At 67.9% G+C, this 15,331-nt stretch carries 15 protein-coding genes and 1 tRNA gene; 7 read left to right on the top strand and 9 right to left on the bottom strand.

Annotated features, from left to right (window positions below; genetic code table 11):
- Positions 1-19 precede the first annotated feature (19 nt).
- From ACFO0C_RS08995 to ACFO0C_RS08985, 3 genes are all read right to left on the bottom strand, one after another.
- Positions 20-820: an MBL fold metallo-hydrolase gene (locus ACFO0C_RS08995; RefSeq protein WP_378066100.1), complete on the bottom strand. Its 801-nt coding sequence runs from the start codon at positions 818-820 to the stop codon at positions 20-22.
- Positions 821-964: 144 nt separating this feature from the next.
- Positions 965-1,870 (bottom strand): glycosyltransferase family 2 protein, encoded by a 906-nt coding sequence (locus ACFO0C_RS08990; RefSeq protein ID WP_378066099.1) that lies wholly within the window; start codon positions 1,868-1,870, stop codon positions 965-967.
- A 197-nt stretch (positions 1,871-2,067) separates the two neighbouring features.
- Positions 2,068-3,123, bottom strand: coding sequence for a tyrosine-type recombinase/integrase (locus ACFO0C_RS08985; RefSeq protein ID WP_378066098.1), 1,056 nt, complete (start codon positions 3,121-3,123; stop codon positions 2,068-2,070).
- 18 nt (positions 3,124-3,141) lie between these two features.
- On the opposite strand from ACFO0C_RS08985, the gene ACFO0C_RS08980 reads away from it, so the two are divergent.
- Positions 3,142-3,621: a hypothetical protein gene (locus ACFO0C_RS08980; RefSeq protein WP_378066097.1), complete on the top strand. Its 480-nt coding sequence runs from the start codon at positions 3,142-3,144 to the stop codon at positions 3,619-3,621.
- A complete protein-coding gene (locus ACFO0C_RS08975) occupies positions 3,579-4,415 on the top strand; it encodes a hypothetical protein (RefSeq protein WP_378066096.1) in 837 nt (278 codons plus the stop codon). Before ACFO0C_RS08980 ends, ACFO0C_RS08975 begins: the two co-directional genes overlap by 43 nt.
- Here the strand turns inward: ACFO0C_RS08975 and ACFO0C_RS08970 are convergent.
- The 3 genes from ACFO0C_RS08970 to ACFO0C_RS08960 all read right to left on the bottom strand — a co-directional run bounded on the left by ACFO0C_RS08970 (position 4,412) and on the right by ACFO0C_RS08960 (position 6,719).
- Positions 4,412-5,002, bottom strand: a complete 591-nt coding sequence (locus ACFO0C_RS08970; RefSeq protein ID WP_378066095.1) for a ComF family protein — start codon at positions 5,000-5,002, stop codon at positions 4,412-4,414. The genes ACFO0C_RS08975 and ACFO0C_RS08970 overlap by 4 nt on opposite strands.
- Before the next feature lie 155 nt (positions 5,003-5,157).
- On the bottom strand, positions 5,158-6,417 hold the full coding sequence (locus tag ACFO0C_RS08965; RefSeq protein WP_378066094.1) for a DNA-processing protein DprA: 1,260 nt from the start codon (positions 6,415-6,417) through the stop codon (positions 5,158-5,160).
- On the bottom strand, positions 6,414-6,719 hold the full coding sequence (locus ACFO0C_RS08960) for a hypothetical protein (protein ID WP_378066093.1): 306 nt from the start codon (positions 6,717-6,719) through the stop codon (positions 6,414-6,416). Before ACFO0C_RS08960 ends, ACFO0C_RS08965 begins: the two co-directional genes overlap by 4 nt.
- A 170-nt stretch (positions 6,720-6,889) precedes the next feature.
- Between ACFO0C_RS08960 and ACFO0C_RS08955 the strand changes: the two genes are divergently transcribed.
- The 3 genes from ACFO0C_RS08955 to ACFO0C_RS08945 all read left to right on the top strand — a co-directional run bounded on the left by ACFO0C_RS08955 (position 6,890) and on the right by ACFO0C_RS08945 (position 10,551).
- Positions 6,890-8,419 (top strand): helix-turn-helix transcriptional regulator, encoded by a 1,530-nt coding sequence (locus ACFO0C_RS08955; RefSeq protein ID WP_378066092.1) that lies wholly within the window; start codon positions 6,890-6,892, stop codon positions 8,417-8,419.
- The gene (locus ACFO0C_RS08950; RefSeq protein ID WP_378066091.1) at positions 8,416-9,024 is read left to right on the top strand and encodes a hypothetical protein; all 609 of its coding nucleotides are present in this window, start codon (positions 8,416-8,418) and stop codon (positions 9,022-9,024) included. Before ACFO0C_RS08955 ends, ACFO0C_RS08950 begins: the two co-directional genes overlap by 4 nt.
- 306 nt (positions 9,025-9,330) lie before the next feature.
- Positions 9,331-10,551, top strand: a complete 1,221-nt coding sequence (locus ACFO0C_RS08945; RefSeq protein WP_378066090.1) for a competence protein CoiA family protein — start codon at positions 9,331-9,333, stop codon at positions 10,549-10,551.
- A gap of 353 nt (positions 10,552-10,904) precedes the next feature.
- On the opposite strand, the gene ACFO0C_RS08940 is transcribed toward ACFO0C_RS08945, so the two are convergent.
- From ACFO0C_RS08940 to cmk, 3 genes are all read right to left on the bottom strand, one after another.
- Positions 10,905-10,981 (bottom strand) — tRNA-Pro (locus ACFO0C_RS08940).
- Between the two features lie 51 nt (positions 10,982-11,032).
- Positions 11,033-12,472: a ribosome biogenesis GTPase Der gene (der, locus tag ACFO0C_RS08935; RefSeq protein ID WP_378066089.1), complete on the bottom strand. Its 1,440-nt coding sequence runs from the start codon at positions 12,470-12,472 to the stop codon at positions 11,033-11,035.
- Entirely contained in the window at positions 12,469-13,149 is a 681-nt protein-coding gene (cmk, locus tag ACFO0C_RS08930; RefSeq protein WP_378066088.1) for a (d)CMP kinase, read from the bottom strand. The genes der and cmk overlap by 4 nt, the downstream gene beginning before the upstream one ends.
- 119 nt (positions 13,150-13,268) lie before the next feature.
- Between cmk and ACFO0C_RS08925 the strand changes: the two genes are divergently transcribed.
- Positions 13,269-13,931, top strand: a complete 663-nt coding sequence (locus tag ACFO0C_RS08925) for an enoyl-CoA hydratase-related protein (RefSeq protein ID WP_378066087.1) — start codon at positions 13,269-13,271, stop codon at positions 13,929-13,931.
- A 614-nt stretch (positions 13,932-14,545) separates the two neighbouring features.
- Positions 14,546-15,268: a HEAT repeat domain-containing protein gene (locus ACFO0C_RS08920; RefSeq protein ID WP_378066086.1), complete on the top strand. Its 723-nt coding sequence runs from the start codon at positions 14,546-14,548 to the stop codon at positions 15,266-15,268.
- The last annotated feature ends 63 nt before the right edge of the window (positions 15,269-15,331 follow it).

Below are 15,331 nucleotides of genomic sequence, written 5' to 3'. Positions count from 1 at the left end.
GGAACCGTCGGTGTGCCGGTTACCCCCGGCTGATCGAAGACAAGCTGATGGTCTCGCCGCGCCCCAGCGCTTGGACACCGGTGAGTGACCGGTTGCCGCATTCGACGAGGAAGTCACGCAGCGGCGACTTCATGACCGTGTAATCGTCGTAGTGGATCGGCAGGGTCAGCCGAGGCCGGATCAGTCCGGTCAACTCGGCGCCCTGCCGGCCGTCCATCGTCAACAGCAGACCGAGCAGCCGGGTGCCGCCGAGATGGATGAGCATCGCGTCGATCTCGCCGCAGCGCTGCCTGATCTCCGAGAGGAACGGCCGGTACAGCGTGTCGCCCGTGATGTAGAGCCGCAACCTGCGCTCACCGTCGACCTCCCATTCGATCAGCGAACCCATCACGTCGGGCAGCAGCCGGTCGACGAAACCCGGCCCGTGCCGGCCCGGCAGAGCGGTGACACGCAGGAGTTGCCCGTCGCGCTGCCACTCCTGCGCGTCCCAGGTGGGCAGCCCGGTGGCGGCGAAGTCTCGCCGGCGCAGGCGTCGCTGCGCCTGGACGGTGGTGACGATCGGCAGGGTCGGTGGCAGCGCCCGCCGGGCGGCGCGGTCGAAGTGGTCGCCGTGCAGATGCGACAGCAGAACCAGATCGAGGGACGGCAGGTCCGCGTACGCCATGGCGGGATCACGCAGCCGCCGTGTCCACACGCCGTAGCCGAGGTGGACCCGGCTGCCGGCCGCGCCGAACGCGGGGTCCGTGAGCAGTGTGAAAGCGCCGAGCCTGAGCATGATGGTCGCGTTGCCGATGAAGGTGGCGCTGGCGTCCGGTGTCATGCGGCGCGACTACCCGTCGGTCTGGCGACAAAACGCTGTGCCGCATCTTGGGCGTGCGGCCCGGCCAGACGCCGACGACGCTCCGGTGACGACGGCGAACTTGTTCCCGGTCGGAGATGTCATACGTTCCCCGTGCGTGGGCGACTATGCCGCCGACGATGACGAGACCATGGCAAGCCGGGTCAGCCCGGACTCGACCGCCACCGGCAGGCGGCGCCGGTGACACAGGGCCCATGGCAGGTCGAGCACCGCTTGGGCCGCGCCGCGCGGGCACTCCCTGAACGCCGCCGCGACGATCCGTGCCGTTACTGCCGGTGGCCGGCGCAGGGCCGCGGTCAGGACTCGGTTGCGGACCTCGCGGCGCAGCCGGGCGTTCACGTCGCGGCCGGCCGGTCGCGGGAGGTGACGCACCCCCAGGCGCCGTACGTACGACAGCTCGTGACCTGCGGCGGCCAGATCCATCGCGAGCAGCGCTTCCTCCCCGTACACGAAAAGCCTGGGCTGAAATCCGCCGGCCGCGAGAAAGGCATCGCGGCGCACCACCACCGCGCACGCCAAGAAACCGAGAATCGCCGGTCCGGCCGCACCGGACGGTGTTCCCAACGGGGCCGCCGCCATGGCTGCCGAGACCGGGTCGAGGCGCTGATCGGGGCCCACCAGGACCTGAGCGGCGAGCAGGCCGGTCCGTGGATGCGCCCGCATCAGCGCCGCCGCCGCGGCCAGCGATCCTGGGGTCCAGTACGAATCGTCGTCGGCGAACGCGACGTACGGAGTCCGGGCACACCGCACACCCACATTGCGGGCGGCAGCCCCCTGATTCTTCTCCAACCGCACCAGATCGACACCGGGAACATAGCCGATGTTGTCGGAGGCGTTGTCGACCAGAATCACCGGCGCCCGATGGTGCGGAACCGTCTCAGCCAGCCGGTCCCACCGATTACGGGTGGCAACCACCACCGTGACCTCATCGGTCTCGATCGGGGCGGTGTGCTGTGGTCGTTCGGTCGGCATCGCGGGTCGTTCGGTCAGCATCGCGCCCGAGTACCCCATCGTCACTGATACAACCGGCCACGGTCACGCTCGGAATCTGTCCATGAATGTCGCGAAAGCCGGCCGGGCGGGGTTGAAGCCTCAAAAGGGGAACCAGCAGCAGCGACAGCATGATGATCGGCTACACCGTACCCGAGATCAGACGCCTCATCGCCGCACTGCTCGTCCGCCGCCACCAGCCCAAACACGTCTGGTGGTCACGCTGGCGCCGCCGACGACAACACCAGGCCCGCCTCAGCCACTACAAACGCCGCGGCTACGCACTCTGTTAACTGCCGTTGCAGTACTAGGCGGTGGTGGCCGCGAACGGGGTGCGGGCGGTCGTTGAAGCGTCGCCACAGTACGTTGACCGCGAAGTCGGGCAGGATCACGGTGCGGAAGCCGGCGTCGGTTTTCGGGTGGTCCTGGCGCGAGAAGCCCTGTCCTTTGATGAAGATGATCGTTCCGCAGATTGTTGCGGTCGGGCAGTCGTCATCGTCGAGGTCGATGTTTTGCCACCGGAAGGCGAGGACTTCGCCGATGCGGGCGCCGGTGGCGAGCATTAGCTCGACGATGTCGGCCAGGTTGCCGTTACGCCGTGGGCCGGTTGTGCGCCGTCGCTGCCGTGTTTCGATGGCCGCTCGGATGGTGTCGAGTTCGTCGAGGGTGAGGGTGTTGATCGGTCGTCGTGGCCGGGGTAGCTGGCCGACCTCACGGACAGGGTTGGCCGAGATGGCGCCGTGTCGCACCGCCATGGACAGCATCTGTTTCAGCACGACTTTGGCATTGCGGGCCTGCGACGGTTTGGCCTTGGCGAGCGTCTTAAGGAACCGATCCAGCCGACCTACCGTGAGCTCGCCGATGAGCAGGTCGCCAAACGCAGGCAGCACCGTTTGGCGCAGGCACCCGGTGTAGCGGTCGACGGTCTGGGTGACGATGCCCCCTTCGAGGCTGATCTCCTCGAGCCACAAGTCCGCCAGGCTGCTCACCCGTGTGGTGGCGGTCAGTTCATGCCGGGCGCGGTCCCCTAGCTTCGCGATCAGCCTGATTTCCGCTCGCTGCCGGCTGGTCTCGTATGCCTGCACGACGCGGGTGACGTCGTCGGTGTCCCGGAACGTCGCCCACGCCCGCCATTTGCCCGAGCTCTGCTCGGCGTAGTGGATGGGACCCCACCCTGATGCTGGCGCGATCGAAAGGTGGGTGATCGTTGCGCTGGGGATCGAACCAGTAGCCTCGAGGCAAGGCCGGGAGACATCAGGGGCGGGCGCCGACACGTTGCGGGGTGCAGGATCGTGAATGTTGCGCTTCTCTTCGACTCGTCGGATCCGGCCCTCGGTTGGAACTACGGCGACGCCGTGTTGCGCCGGGTTTTGCGAACCGGGGCGCTGCAGCGTCGTCAGGCACACGTCCGTGTTTCCACCGGAGACATTCTCACCCGCGTGCTCACCCCCGACTGGCCAGTGGCGAGAATCCTCGCCACGGTGTACTCCCCCAAGCGTTTCGACCGGCTACGGCGCCAAGCGTTGGAGGCAGCCGTGGTCAACTCGATTGTGTTCTGTTGGTTGGTGCAGAATCTGACTGAGGATGCCGCCGACGAGCTGGACAGCGCGATGGCGGCGACGCCCGGCTATCTGGGTGCGCTGGACGTCTCGTTCGGGGATCCGGTGCAGTTGGCTATGTTCGGCAGTCGCTGCCCGAGTACATCCGGTTCCGGGGTGCTGCCGCAGCGGTGCTGTACACCGGGTTCTGCGACGGGCCCGACCGGGCGCTGAACGAGCTCTTGGTGGGCGAAGGCATGACGGTGACCTACGAGGATGTCGGGGTACGCAAGACCGCGTTCGACCGGTTTACCGATCCGGCTCATTTTCAGCGTATCGAGTACTTCCAGGACGTCGCCGCCGCGCTGGACGATACGTCCGGGGCGCTGGGGTCTGAGTTGGCGCTTGTTGTCGAGGAGATTCACCCGGGACTCTTCGATGTCTTGGGCTCGGCGATGCGGGCTCTCGCTAACGCGGAAACCAGCGAGGACCTCGCTCACGCGGCCCTGTCGGGCCGCAGATTTCTCGAGGCTCTGGCCAACTACTGGTATCCGCCGCGCGACCAGCCGGTCAATGGCCGCAAGGTCGGACCGGCGCAATACCGCAACAGGCTATGGGCCTACCTGTCCGAGGCGGCCGCGACCGCCGACCCGCCTGTGCCCAATGAGGTTTCCAGTCTGGGCTCCACCGTCGACGATCTTTTCGACCGGTTCAACGCCGGCGTCCACGGCACCTTGACCCGCTCACGGGTAGAGCAGGCATACTCCATACTGATGGCGTGGCTGGCCGCGGCGATCCGCCTCAATCCGGGCGCCGCTGTACGGCCTTATCTCGCCTACGAGCCGGAGCTGATGGACACTACTACCATGCCCTGGCTCGAAGCGTTCTTGACCGAGCGGCGGGGCAGGCGTCGCACCCGGATCAGGCCGATGAACGACCTACCGGCTCGTGAGGCTGGGCGTCGACGCACGCGTGCGTTGGTAGGAGAGAGTCTTCAGGCGTATTTGCGACGCACCAGACGGGGTTAGGGGCTCCAGCTCCTTCGCGCGAGGACAAGGCCGTCGACGCGGGCGGCGCCGGAGTCGAGCAGTCGTCGGCCGACGGCGTCGAGCTGGGCGCCGGTGGTGAAGATGTCATCGACGAGCAGGATCTTGGCGTTCTTCAGCGGTGGTGGCGTGTCCGGTGGGTCGGCGAGCATGATGGCGTCGGCGTGTTGTTGCGCGGCGATGGCTTTCGCCCTGCGGTTCTGGCCTGCGGATCTGGGTGTTTCTTCAGGCTTGATGAGGGCGTTGGGGTAGATCGGCCAGCGGCGGTGGATGTCTTCGATGGCGGCGATGCTGAGCATGCGCTCGATGTGGCGGTACGGCTGGCGGTACTCGTGGCTGGGGTTGGCGAGAATGTGGGTGTAGGAGCAGGCGGTGGCGGCGTTGCGGTTGAGCCAGCCCAATACAAGCCGGCCGAAGATGTAGGCCCAGCCGCCGTCGCCGTCGTACTTGTATTTGCGGATGGTCTCGGCCAGCGGGGTGGAGTCGACGGAGATGGCGGCGACGCTGGTGAAGCCCCGCTGGTCTGGCGGCAGAGCACAGATGCCGTTGCGGCAGCCTGCCGTGTTCACCTGTTGAGCGCATATCGGGCAGCGCCGGCCGGTCAGGGGTGGTACGGAGCTCATGGCACAGGCGACGCAGACGGCTGAGGCGCCTTGCGCCCGATAGGGGCAGGTGGGGCAGTTCGGGATACCGGGAGGACGTCCAGCGGAGACCGGGTAGGTCACTACGCGGCCGGCCACGCATAGGCGAGTTCGTGTCGCAGGTTGGCTGCGGCACGGACGGCGTCGGCATCGGCTACCCGGCTAAGGACGTCGTCGACGTCGCCGACCTCGACGACGGCGAGTGGCAGGTCGCGATCCGGTGGCGACGGCTCGAGGAGGTCGAGCTGCTGCGGCTGGACGAGTTCAGCGCGGGCGTCGTTCAGCATGGTGCGCGCCCAGTGCTGTGCCATGGTCAGCGAATGCAGCAGGAAGACGGTTCGGAAGTGCCGTCGTGCAGCTTGTGCCTGCATTTTGGCGCCCGAGGAGGATGACGCCTCGACGACGACCGTGCCCTGGGTGAACCCTGACATGGTGATGTTGCGGGCCGGGAAGCGCCACTGCTCAGGCGGATCCGTCGGCCAGAACTGCGAGACGATGGCTCCGCCGCTGTCGATGATGCGCTCGGCCAGGGGCGTGTTCTCGGGTGGGTAGATCTTGGTGGCGATGCCGGCGCCGATGACCGCTACAGTGCGGCGGCCACGGTCGACCGTGCTGGTGTGGGCGGCGGCGTCGATACCTCGGGCGAGTCCAGACACGACGACGACGCCTGCGTCGCTGAGACCGCGCGCCATGCGTGCGGCGCGAGCGCGGCCGTCGGCGGTGGCCTCACGGGTGCCGACCACGGCGATCGAGCGCGCATCGGATATGTCGAGGTGGCCTCGGTAGAACAGGAACGGTGGCGCGTCAGGGACCATTCGCAAGTTGGCCGGATAGTCGGCGTCCAGCACCGTAGTCAGGTGCGCGCCTACGTCGGCGGCAGCCGCGAGCTGTCGCCCGAGGAATTCCTCGGCCTGGTCCTGCGCGTCTGAGTCGTTGAGCGCCCACCGCAGGATACGGCGCGCCTTGTCAGCCTTGGGCGACTGCTCGGTGACCTCGCCGGCATACCAGTGGTCGAGGGCTTGGGGTGTTTGCGCGGTGCGAGCGAGCAGTGGCCAGTCGATGCGTCCAAGTTCCGGATGACGGATGGCGCACAGGATCAGTAGTCGTTCCCGGTCAGTCGCCCTGATGTCGATGCTCGAGGGCGGCGCTGGGAGCGCCGTGACAGAGTCTGCCTTGAGCCGTGTTGGGGCATCGTTGCGGCGTACGGGCGCCCACCAGAGATGCACGGGCTCAGTCTCGGCGTGCTGGGTCTCCAGAGGCCTAGCGGTCCTCTTGGCCTGGACCGCGTAGATCTCGTCGCCGTTAGTGAGGACGGCATCGACGCCGTTGTCGGGATGGCTCACGACTCGCTCGCCGTGGCTGACGTCGCGGCGAGCGAGGGCGCCAGCTGGTCATCCAGGCGGCGCAGTAGGTACTGAACGCTGCTCTTGGACCACGAGCCTTGACCTGACAGAGTCGGCACCTTTTCGCTGTCCAGCGTGTTCGCGATAGCGGCGAGGGAGAGTCCCTGGTCGCGCAGCTCACCGGCCCGTACCGCCCAGGTAGGCAGGACGGCGGCGGGCCGCCCCAGCCGTACGCCCCTGCCTCGGGCGGCGGCCATGCCCGCTGATACCTCCGGGCGTTGCCGGGCTGCTCGTGTCGCCATGACCCCGATCGTACAGAAAAAGGTCCAGGAAAAGGAACCGCTGGCAGCGTGCGCTTCCTGCCGCTCAGCCTCGGCCATCACGGCGGCCGGCCCAGAGGCAGACGAGTGGGGAGCCGCCCAGGGGGCTCATCTACTGGAAGACGGAGAGGCAGTCTGCCATCCTGGCTCCGATGACTACTCAAAGACATCAATCAATTGCGCTGCGTCCGGGGATGGCGGGTTTCGAGTCGCGCCGACTGGGCCTGGGAGCGGTGGCACAACTGCTGGGTGTGCCGCGGCTGACTGTTTGGTGGTGGGTCAAGACCAACAAGCTGCCGCTGATGAACACCGACGCGGAGGCCTACTGGTGGTGGTCGCCGACCCAGGTGTATCGGTGGGCGCTGGAACACCCGCAGCTCAAGCTGTCAGGGCGCGTACCGCTGAGGTACTGGCCGAGCGCAGCCAGCGCGGCCCAGTACCTCGGCACGGCAGACCTTTCCAGAGCAGTCGCCACTCGCTGGCGAACTCCGGCGGGGGTCGTCTCCGTTCTATGGCCCCTGGCGGACGGCCATCAGCGCAGCCTGAAGAGCTGGGCCGCCGAGGTGTCTCCGCACGGCGACGGCGCGGTCATCCTCGTCACGAACATGTTCTTCCGCGGCCCGGACATCGACGGCTTCCTTCCCGGTAAACCCGACGACGGCGACTACTCCACCATATGGGCGCAGTTGGCCCGCGTACTGGGGATAGCCGTACCGTACTGGCCCGCAGCACTGCGCCAGCCGGAGCTGATCCACGCCTGGCAGCCCGGAGCCGCGCCCGTCACCGCGTTCGCGCGCAGCAGCATCGACTCCGGGCCGCTGCTGCAACTCGCCGCAACCTACCCACCCGACGACAACCGCGCCCTGGTCCTGATCAACCTGGCCCAAAAGATCAACCACGATGCGTACCGTGCCGCGGACTTCGCCGTGCAGCGACTGACAGAGTCCGAACATCTGGAACCAGACCACCTGACCATGGCCGCCATGCCGCTTGAGGTACCCAGTGCTGATAGCGACGACATCAACCCCGTCGCACGCAGGGCGGCGTGGCGTGACGTCCAGGCACGCACCGACAGGCTCGCCAGCGCCGTCATGCAGCTCTACGCCTTCGTCGACGGCGGAACCGACCTCGCCGCCAGCGCCGCCTACCAAATCGACTCTAGCGAGAGCTCGTGGGCACAAGAATGGGCCGCTCGACTGCTGCCGTGCGCAAGGACCGCCGCCCACAACATGCTCCATGACCATCCGGAAACTGACGCACTGGCAGACCCCGAGACAGACGCCGCCGTCGTACGCAAGGAGAACGGCACCCTGATCGCCGCCATCCCCCAGCGCCTTCCAGCTCAGGCGCCACTCAAGGAGATGATCTTTGACGGGCCCGTCTGGATTCGCACCGCCGACGGCATCATCTGGCCGGCGCCGCGCGACTCCTACTATGGATTGAGCTGGGGCTACGACGGATCGGGCCCTGGCGCACTGGCGTTGCTCATCGATCAGCTGCTCGACGACATCAACAGCCCCGGCGCGGCGGACATCAACGGAGCGCCGATAGGCCTGGAAAAGCTCACCTCCACGGCCCTACCCGCTGGAACCGTGTTGAGCCGCGACGACCTGCAGGCTGCTCGCGAGGATCGCTTCTTCCCAGTCTTCACCACCGATGACGAAGAGGAGGACGACTGGTGACCAGCCCAGCGGATTCCAAGCAGCCGACAACTATCGACGACACGGACCCCGGTTGGCTCGCCGATCTCAGCGAGTGGATGAGCTACTACTGGAAGCGCCTGCACCAGCACGAAGCCGCAACCTGGCCGCCGCCTTGGGGTCCTTCTGCGCTCGCGATAGCCGGCATGGCTGTTCTTGTACTGATCGTCGGTGGCCTACTCGTGCCCTTGGTCCGAGGTTTCGCCGGCTTTGTGATCAACGGAGCCGAGTGGACTCGCAGCACAGCCGCAGCCGACATCGTCCTCCAGCCGGTACGGCAATACATCGACGCTCACGCCGCAGGACTACCCATCACCTCTGACACCCTATGGTGGACATGGTGCGCTGCCGGGATCGTGCTGTGCCTGACCTCCACGCTCACCCGATCCCTCGCCGCACAACTCGGATGGGTGCTGTACGGGGCGGCATCAGTCGCGATGGTCTATAACGCCTCCAGTAATCCCGCTCGACCTGTCGCTGCCGCCGTCGCAGCCCTGTGGTGGATCGGATTCAGCTTCCTAGCCCTCCGACGTCGATCTTCCAGCCAAGATCCGCGGACTTACTCGGACGCTTCGACCAAGCGATAAGACGTCGCCTTAAACGGCAGCTCGAGTCCGCCTCCATAATCGTCCGTCGAAGCTCTCGAGGAACGTCCTGCCGACGCGGCGCTCGCCGCAGCGGCCCCGGCGCGAGTGTAAGCGACTCATTTCAGCGTTGGTGCCGCCGCCTGATCATGCGTGGGCTCACTCCGCCAGGTGAGCCCATCTGATCGCACGGATGCGTTGGCGGTGCGCCGCATCGTCGGTCTCAGACCTGGCGGCGTTGACAGTCAGCAACTCGCGCTCTCCGCAAGGCCATAGCAATCGACCTGCCACACAGGTCACTATCGATGTATGCCTTTGGTGGCCCTAGGTTTGGGCGGCCTCATCGATGCGACTCGCGCTGACCTGGGTGTCGGGGTGGCGTGGGAAAGCATTTACCGGGTACGGCCCCGGGTTGCGCTGAACTGCGACGCTTGCGGCGAGTCGATGCATGCCAAGGTGTCGACGCTCGGGTTGCGGTTCTTCGCCCACGACGCTGCGCGCCCCGACTGTCCGCTCACCGGGGAAACAGCGAATCACAGGCTGCTGAAGTCCGCAATTGCCGCCGCTGTCCGCCAGGCGGGGTGGATCGCTGCACTGGAGGCCAAGGGACCGCAAAGCCGGTGGCGTGCTGATGTGCTGGCGACCTCACCTGACGGCGCACGGCGGGTGGCCTGGGAGGCACAGCTGGCTAGGCAGCACGACGATGACACACTTTCACGGACGGAGCGCTACGCCGGCGATGGCGTGGAAGTCGTGTGGGTGTTCGACCGGCCGACAGGGTCGGCTGCACCGGCGGTTACGGTCCAGATCGAGCAGACCAGCATCCATGTAGCTGGCCCGCTGGCGCGGCTGCACATCGAGCGGTGTGATCCGCGTTCGTGTTCGCGCTACTTGGACCTTCCGGTCCCGCCGCCTTGCCCCGGCCATGAGCGGTGGGAGACCGTGACATTCGGGCTGGACGCATTCGTCGCGTTCGTATGCCAGGCGGCGGCTGTCTGGGTACGCCTTCCGGCTGGCGCAACCATTAGGCAAAGCCCTCGGATAGGATCGGCCGCCCGATGGTGGTGGACCAGCCCGGCCTACCTGCAATGGGCCGAGGCCGTCCGTGAGGCGCAGCGCGCCACGGACGCTGAGGTAGTGGGTGAGCGATCGGCGCTTGAGCAGGCTAGGCAGGTGGCGCAACAGCACCGCGCGCAGGAGGCCGAGCGGCACGCGCGGCGCATCGCCGCCCTGATGAGCCGCCAAGATCGACTTACCCCGCTGGTGATCCAACGCGTGGCCGCCGAGGCGGGCACGCGGCCATGGCATCTCCCCGCCGACTTCGAGCACGCGATGGGTGTCTCAGTCATCGCCAACCACCGCGTCGTAGCCGTAGTTTGCCCTATCGCCTCCCGTATCACTGGCGAGGTCGCGGACCGACTTCTCAGTGTCACGGTGTATGTAGCCAGCGAACGGGAGCGGCGGGCCGTCGCGGCCGGTTGCCACTCTGAACAGCGCATCGTCGTGCCTACCACCGGTGACTCACCCTGAGAGCGGCCACTCCAAACAAGACTTGCCCAATCGGTGCTCGTCGGCTCGGTTAGCGGCGACCCGCGCCCTATATGACGGATGAATTATCCGGCACTCATCGGCAGGCGGCGGTACCTACCGCGCCTGCGAAAGCCATCAAGTGCGGTGAGTACAAAAGTAAGATAAGGGGCATAAGGAACCCGATAGAGACTCACTAGGTCCGATTAACGGCTTCCCATGTGACCACGCCGAAGCACATCTGTGACCACGTCCGTGACCACAAGATCCACTAGAGCGATCTTGACAGAGTGACGTTCATCCATTGAAAAAGCCGCTGACCAGGACTTTCGTCCTTGCCAACGGCTTGAAAAAGCTGGTCGGGCTGACAGGATTTGAACCTGCGACCCCTTGACCCCCAGTCAAGTGCGCTACCAAGCTGCGCTACAGCCCGATCCCGCCCGGAGCATCAGCCCCGCGCGACATCTCCTACAGACTACCAACCTCACCCGTGGGCTTTTCCGCGACCCCCCGGGCCCAGCTTCTTTCGCGGCTTCACCGAGACCTCGATCGGGGTGCCCTCGAAGCCGAACTCCTCGCGCAGCTTGCGCTCGATGAAACGCAGGTAGCCGGCGTCGAACGGGCCGGTCGTGAAGAGGACGAAGCGGGGCGGGGCGACGCCTGCCTGGGTCGCGAACAGGACTCGCGGGGCACGACCGCCGCGCACCGGGTGTGGGGTGGCCTGGGTCAGGGCGGTCAGCCACTGATTGAGCGCGCCGGTCGGGACCCGGGTCTCCCACGACGCCAGGGCCCGGCGGATCGCGGGGGCCAGCTTGTCCACCGCCCGGCCGGTCTTTGCGGAGATGTTGACCCGGACCGCCCACGTCACCCGCTTGAGGTCGCGGTCGATCTCCTTGTCCAGGTAGAACCGGCGGTCGGCGTCGACCAGGTCCCACTTGTTGAAGGCGATCACCAGGGCCCGGCCGGCCTCGATGACCTGGGTGATCACGCGCTGGTCCTGCTCGCTGATCACCTCGCCGGAGTCCAGCAGGACGACCGCCACCTCGGCGGCCTCGACGGCGCCGGCGGTGCGCAGGGACGCGTAGTACTCCGTGCCGGATGCCTGGTGGACTCGCTTGCGCAGGCCAGCGGTGTCGACGAACTGCCAGACCTCGTCATCCATCTCGACCAGGCTGTCGACCGGGTCGACGGTGGTGCCGGCGACCGAGTCGACGACGGCGCGTTCTTCCTTCGCCACCCGGTTGAGCAGGCTTGATTTACCCACGTTGGGGCGGCCGACCAGCGCGACGCGGCGCGGGCCCCGCGGGCCGCCCTCGACGACCGGTGGGGTCGGCGGGAGCGCGTTGAGGATGTCGTCCAGCAGGTCACCGGAACCTCGGCCGTGCAGGGCCGAGATGGGGTGCGGCTCACCCAGGCCCAGGGACCACAGGTGGACGGCCTCGAGCTCGAGGTTCTGGTTGTCGGCCTTGTTGGCGACCAGGATCACCGGCTTGTGACTGCGGCGCAGCATCTTGACTGCCGCCTCGTCGACATCCGTCGCGCCGACCGAGACGTCGACGACGAAGATGACCACGTCGGCGGTCTGCACGGCGATCTCGGCCTGGGCGGCGATGGCCGCGGCGCGGTCTTTCGCGTCGGGCTCCCAGCCGCCGGTGTCGACGACGGTGAAACGGCGGCCGCTCCACTGGGCGTCGTAGGGGACACGGTCGCGGGTCACGCCCGGCTTGTCCTCGACGACGGCCTGGCGGCGGCCGATGATGCGGTTGACCAGCGTCGACTTGCCGACGTTGGGCCGTCCGACGACGGCGACGACCGGGACGGGGCCGGCGAACTCCTCGGAGGACGAGTCCGAGGAGTCGGGGCCGGAGAAGTCGAACCCGCCCTCGAAGTCGTTGAGATCGAGGCCGGCGGGAAGCTCAGTCACTTACTTACCTTGCTGTTCAGCAGATGCAGGAGGTGGGCGACGACGTCGTCGATGCCCATGCCGGTGGTGTCGACCTCGACGGCGTCGGACGCCTGCTTGAGAGGGTCGACAGCGCGGCTGGAGTCGAGCTTGTCGCGGCGGGCCAGGTCGGCCTCGGTGGCGGCGACGTCGGTGGCGTCCTCGGCGCTGCGCCGGGCGGCGCGGGCGGCGGCGGACGCGGTCAGGTAGACCTTGAGGTCGGCGTCGGGGGCGACCACGGAGGCGATGTCACGGCCCTCGACGACGATGCGCGGGTGGCCGGCGATGATGGCCTGCTGGAGGGCGACCAGGTGCTTGCGGACGGCCGGGACGGCGGCGACCGCGGAGACCGCGCCGGTCACCTCGGGGCCGCGGATCGGGGCGTCGACGTTGGTGCCGTTGGCGGCGAAGTGCGGGGCCGACGGGTCGGTGCCGATCGACAGCTCGGTCTCCAGCGCGATCTTGGCGATCGCGTCGGGGTCGGCCAGGTCAGCGCCACCCTGGAGGACGGCCCAGGTGATCGCCCGGTACATCGCCCCGGTGTCGAGGTAGACGCCGTCGACCGCGGTGGCGAGTCGCCGGGAGACGGTGGACTTGCCCGATCCGGAGGGGCCGTCGACGGCCACCACGCACTTCTCCGGACGTTCCTGAGACGTCACCGTTCCTCCTGAGGGGTAACCACCGCCGAACCAACCCTCCCATTGTGCCGAAGCGCGTGGCCATCGACGAACCGGGGCCGGTCGGCTATGTTACTGGCTAGTAACTAAGGAGGCCTGTTATGCCGACCCTGGACCGCCACGAAGACGTCTACGTCCTCGATCTCGGCGACACCGAGAACCGGCTCCACCCCGACCTGATCGCCGCCGTCAACGGGCACCTCGACGAGATCGAGAAAGCCCCCTCCCCCGCCGCGCTCGTCACGACCGCCACCGGGAAGCACTACAGCCTGGGACTCGACCTCGACTGGCTGATGGCACACGCCGATCAGCAGGGGGCGTACCTCAGCTCCGTACAGGAACTGCTCGCCCGCCTGTTGACTCTGCCCATGGTGACCGTCGCCGCCATGCCCGGCCACGTCTTCGCCGGGGGCGCCATGGTGTCACTCGCTCACGACCTGCGGGTCATGCGCGCCGACCGCGGCTTCTGGTGCCTGCCGGAAGCGGACATCAACCTGCCCTTCACCCCCGGCATGAGCGCCCTCATCCAGGCCCGGCTCACGCCACAGACCGCGCACGAGGCGATGGTCACCGCCCGCCGTTACGGCGGCCTCGAAGCCGCCGAACGCCACATCATCGACCAGGCGGTCCCCGCCGAATCGGTCCTCCCCACCGCGATCTCCCTCGCTCAGTCCCAGGCCGGCAAGGCCGGCCCGACGCTCGGCACGATCAAAACCCGCCTCTACCCCGGCGTGCTGCAATCCCTCCGCTCAAACCAGATCTAGCGGTACGCCCCAGGGGCCCCGCCAAGCGCAAGAGGCATCCCGGGGCCCACTGATCACACGCATCGCCCCGGGGGCTGCGCCACGAGCCCGCAGCCCCCGGTGCCGGTGCCCGCGCACTTACGCCAGCCGTGGTCGCGGCACGCCGCACGACCGCACGACCGCTCGCCCGCACTCACGCACTCACGCACCCCAGCCGTCACCGGCCCGCCTCGTGGCCGCCCCGGCCGCCTCGCCGCACTCGCGCGACACGCCAGCCGTGGGCGCGGCACACCCCGTCGCCGCCCTGGCCGCCCGGCCACACTCGTGCAACACGCCAGCCGTGGGCGCGGCACACCCCGTCGCCGCCCTGGCCGCCCGGCCACACTCGTGCAACACGCCAGCCATGGGCGCGGCACACCCCGTGGCCGCCCGCCCGCATTTGCACAGCGCGGGACCGGCAGCGGCGAGAACTCGCTGCTCAGCGACGCGATGCCGTCGACGAGCCGGAGGGCGCGGGCATCGACCAGAGTTGTCATGCCACGATCCTGCCCCGGGGGTACGACATTTTCCGGTGGCGTCAGGACCTGCTGAATATCGCTGGTGGCCGCCATGGGCCGGCAGCAGACTCCACGCTCGTGACGGAAGATCTCGGGCGACTGATCGCGCTACTGGACGGCGAGACGACGGATATCGCTGAGGGCGCCAAGTATGACCTGATCGACGCCGGCAGCCATGTCATCGAGCCGCTTGCGGCAGCTGTCGGATCGCTGGAACCCTTCGGGCAGCTGAGCGCGATCGAGATCTTCGAGCACTTCGGTGACCCGACCGCGGGACCGGCGCTGATCGGGCTGCTCGACAGCGACGCCTGCACTGTCCGGGAGTGGTCAGCGGACGCGCTCGGACGCCTGGGGGTCCGCGAGGCGGTTCCGGCGCTGCGGGACGCGTATCGGCGGCAGCGGCTCACCGGGGAACCCCCGGACTGGAGCGAGCCGGTCGCGATCCGCCGGGCACTGACCGTTCTCGGGGCGCGCCGGGAGGTTGTCCCGCCGGCGACCGCGGCCCTGCGCGCCGACGACGGCAGCCACCCGGACAGCTGGCCGTCGGCACGCCTCGCCGACGTCATCGACGACCTGGCCGATCACGATCAGGTGGTGCTGTACTTCCAGCTCTGGCGGGTCGTCCCGGCCGGAACCTACTGGGAGCGCCACGAGGTGCTCGACAGTGTCCTCGACCTGACCCGGCCGTGGCGGCAGGTCGTCGAGGACGCCCGCGAGACGGCGCTGATCGAGGCCGACGCGTTCGTCCCCCGGCCCGAGTTGTTCGCGACCGTGGAGTGGATCGACCATGCCGACCTCTGACCGGGCGCCAGCATGAGGCCAACCGGCACCTGACCGGGCCCCAGCATGAGGCCAACCGGCACC

This window comes from Actinoplanes subglobosus, assembly GCF_042650585.1.
In the GTDB taxonomy this organism is placed as follows: Bacteria; Actinomycetota; Actinomycetes; order Mycobacteriales; family Micromonosporaceae; genus Actinoplanes; species Actinoplanes subglobosus.
The sequence above is the reverse complement of the archived record's forward strand: the minus strand, read 5'-3'. Positions and strand labels throughout refer to the sequence as shown.

Coding starts and splice junctions, on each gene's coding strand:
- ACFO0C_RS08990 (WP_378066099.1), bottom strand. CDS start 1,870: ATGGGGTACTCGGGCGCGATGCTGACCGAACGACCCGCGATGCCGACC.
- ACFO0C_RS08945 (WP_378066090.1), top strand. CDS start 9,331: ATGCCTTTGGTGGCCCTAGGTTTGGGCGGCCTCATCGATGCGACTCGC.
- ACFO0C_RS08925 (WP_378066087.1), top strand. CDS start 13,269: ATGCCGACCCTGGACCGCCACGAAGACGTCTACGTCCTCGATCTCGGC.
- ACFO0C_RS08955 (WP_378066092.1), top strand. CDS start 6,890: ATGACTACTCAAAGACATCAATCAATTGCGCTGCGTCCGGGGATGGCG.
- ACFO0C_RS08960 (WP_378066093.1), bottom strand. CDS start 6,719: ATGGCGACACGAGCAGCCCGGCAACGCCCGGAGGTATCAGCGGGCATG.
- ACFO0C_RS08995 (WP_378066100.1), bottom strand. CDS start 820: ATGACACCGGACGCCAGCGCCACCTTCATCGGCAACGCGACCATCATG.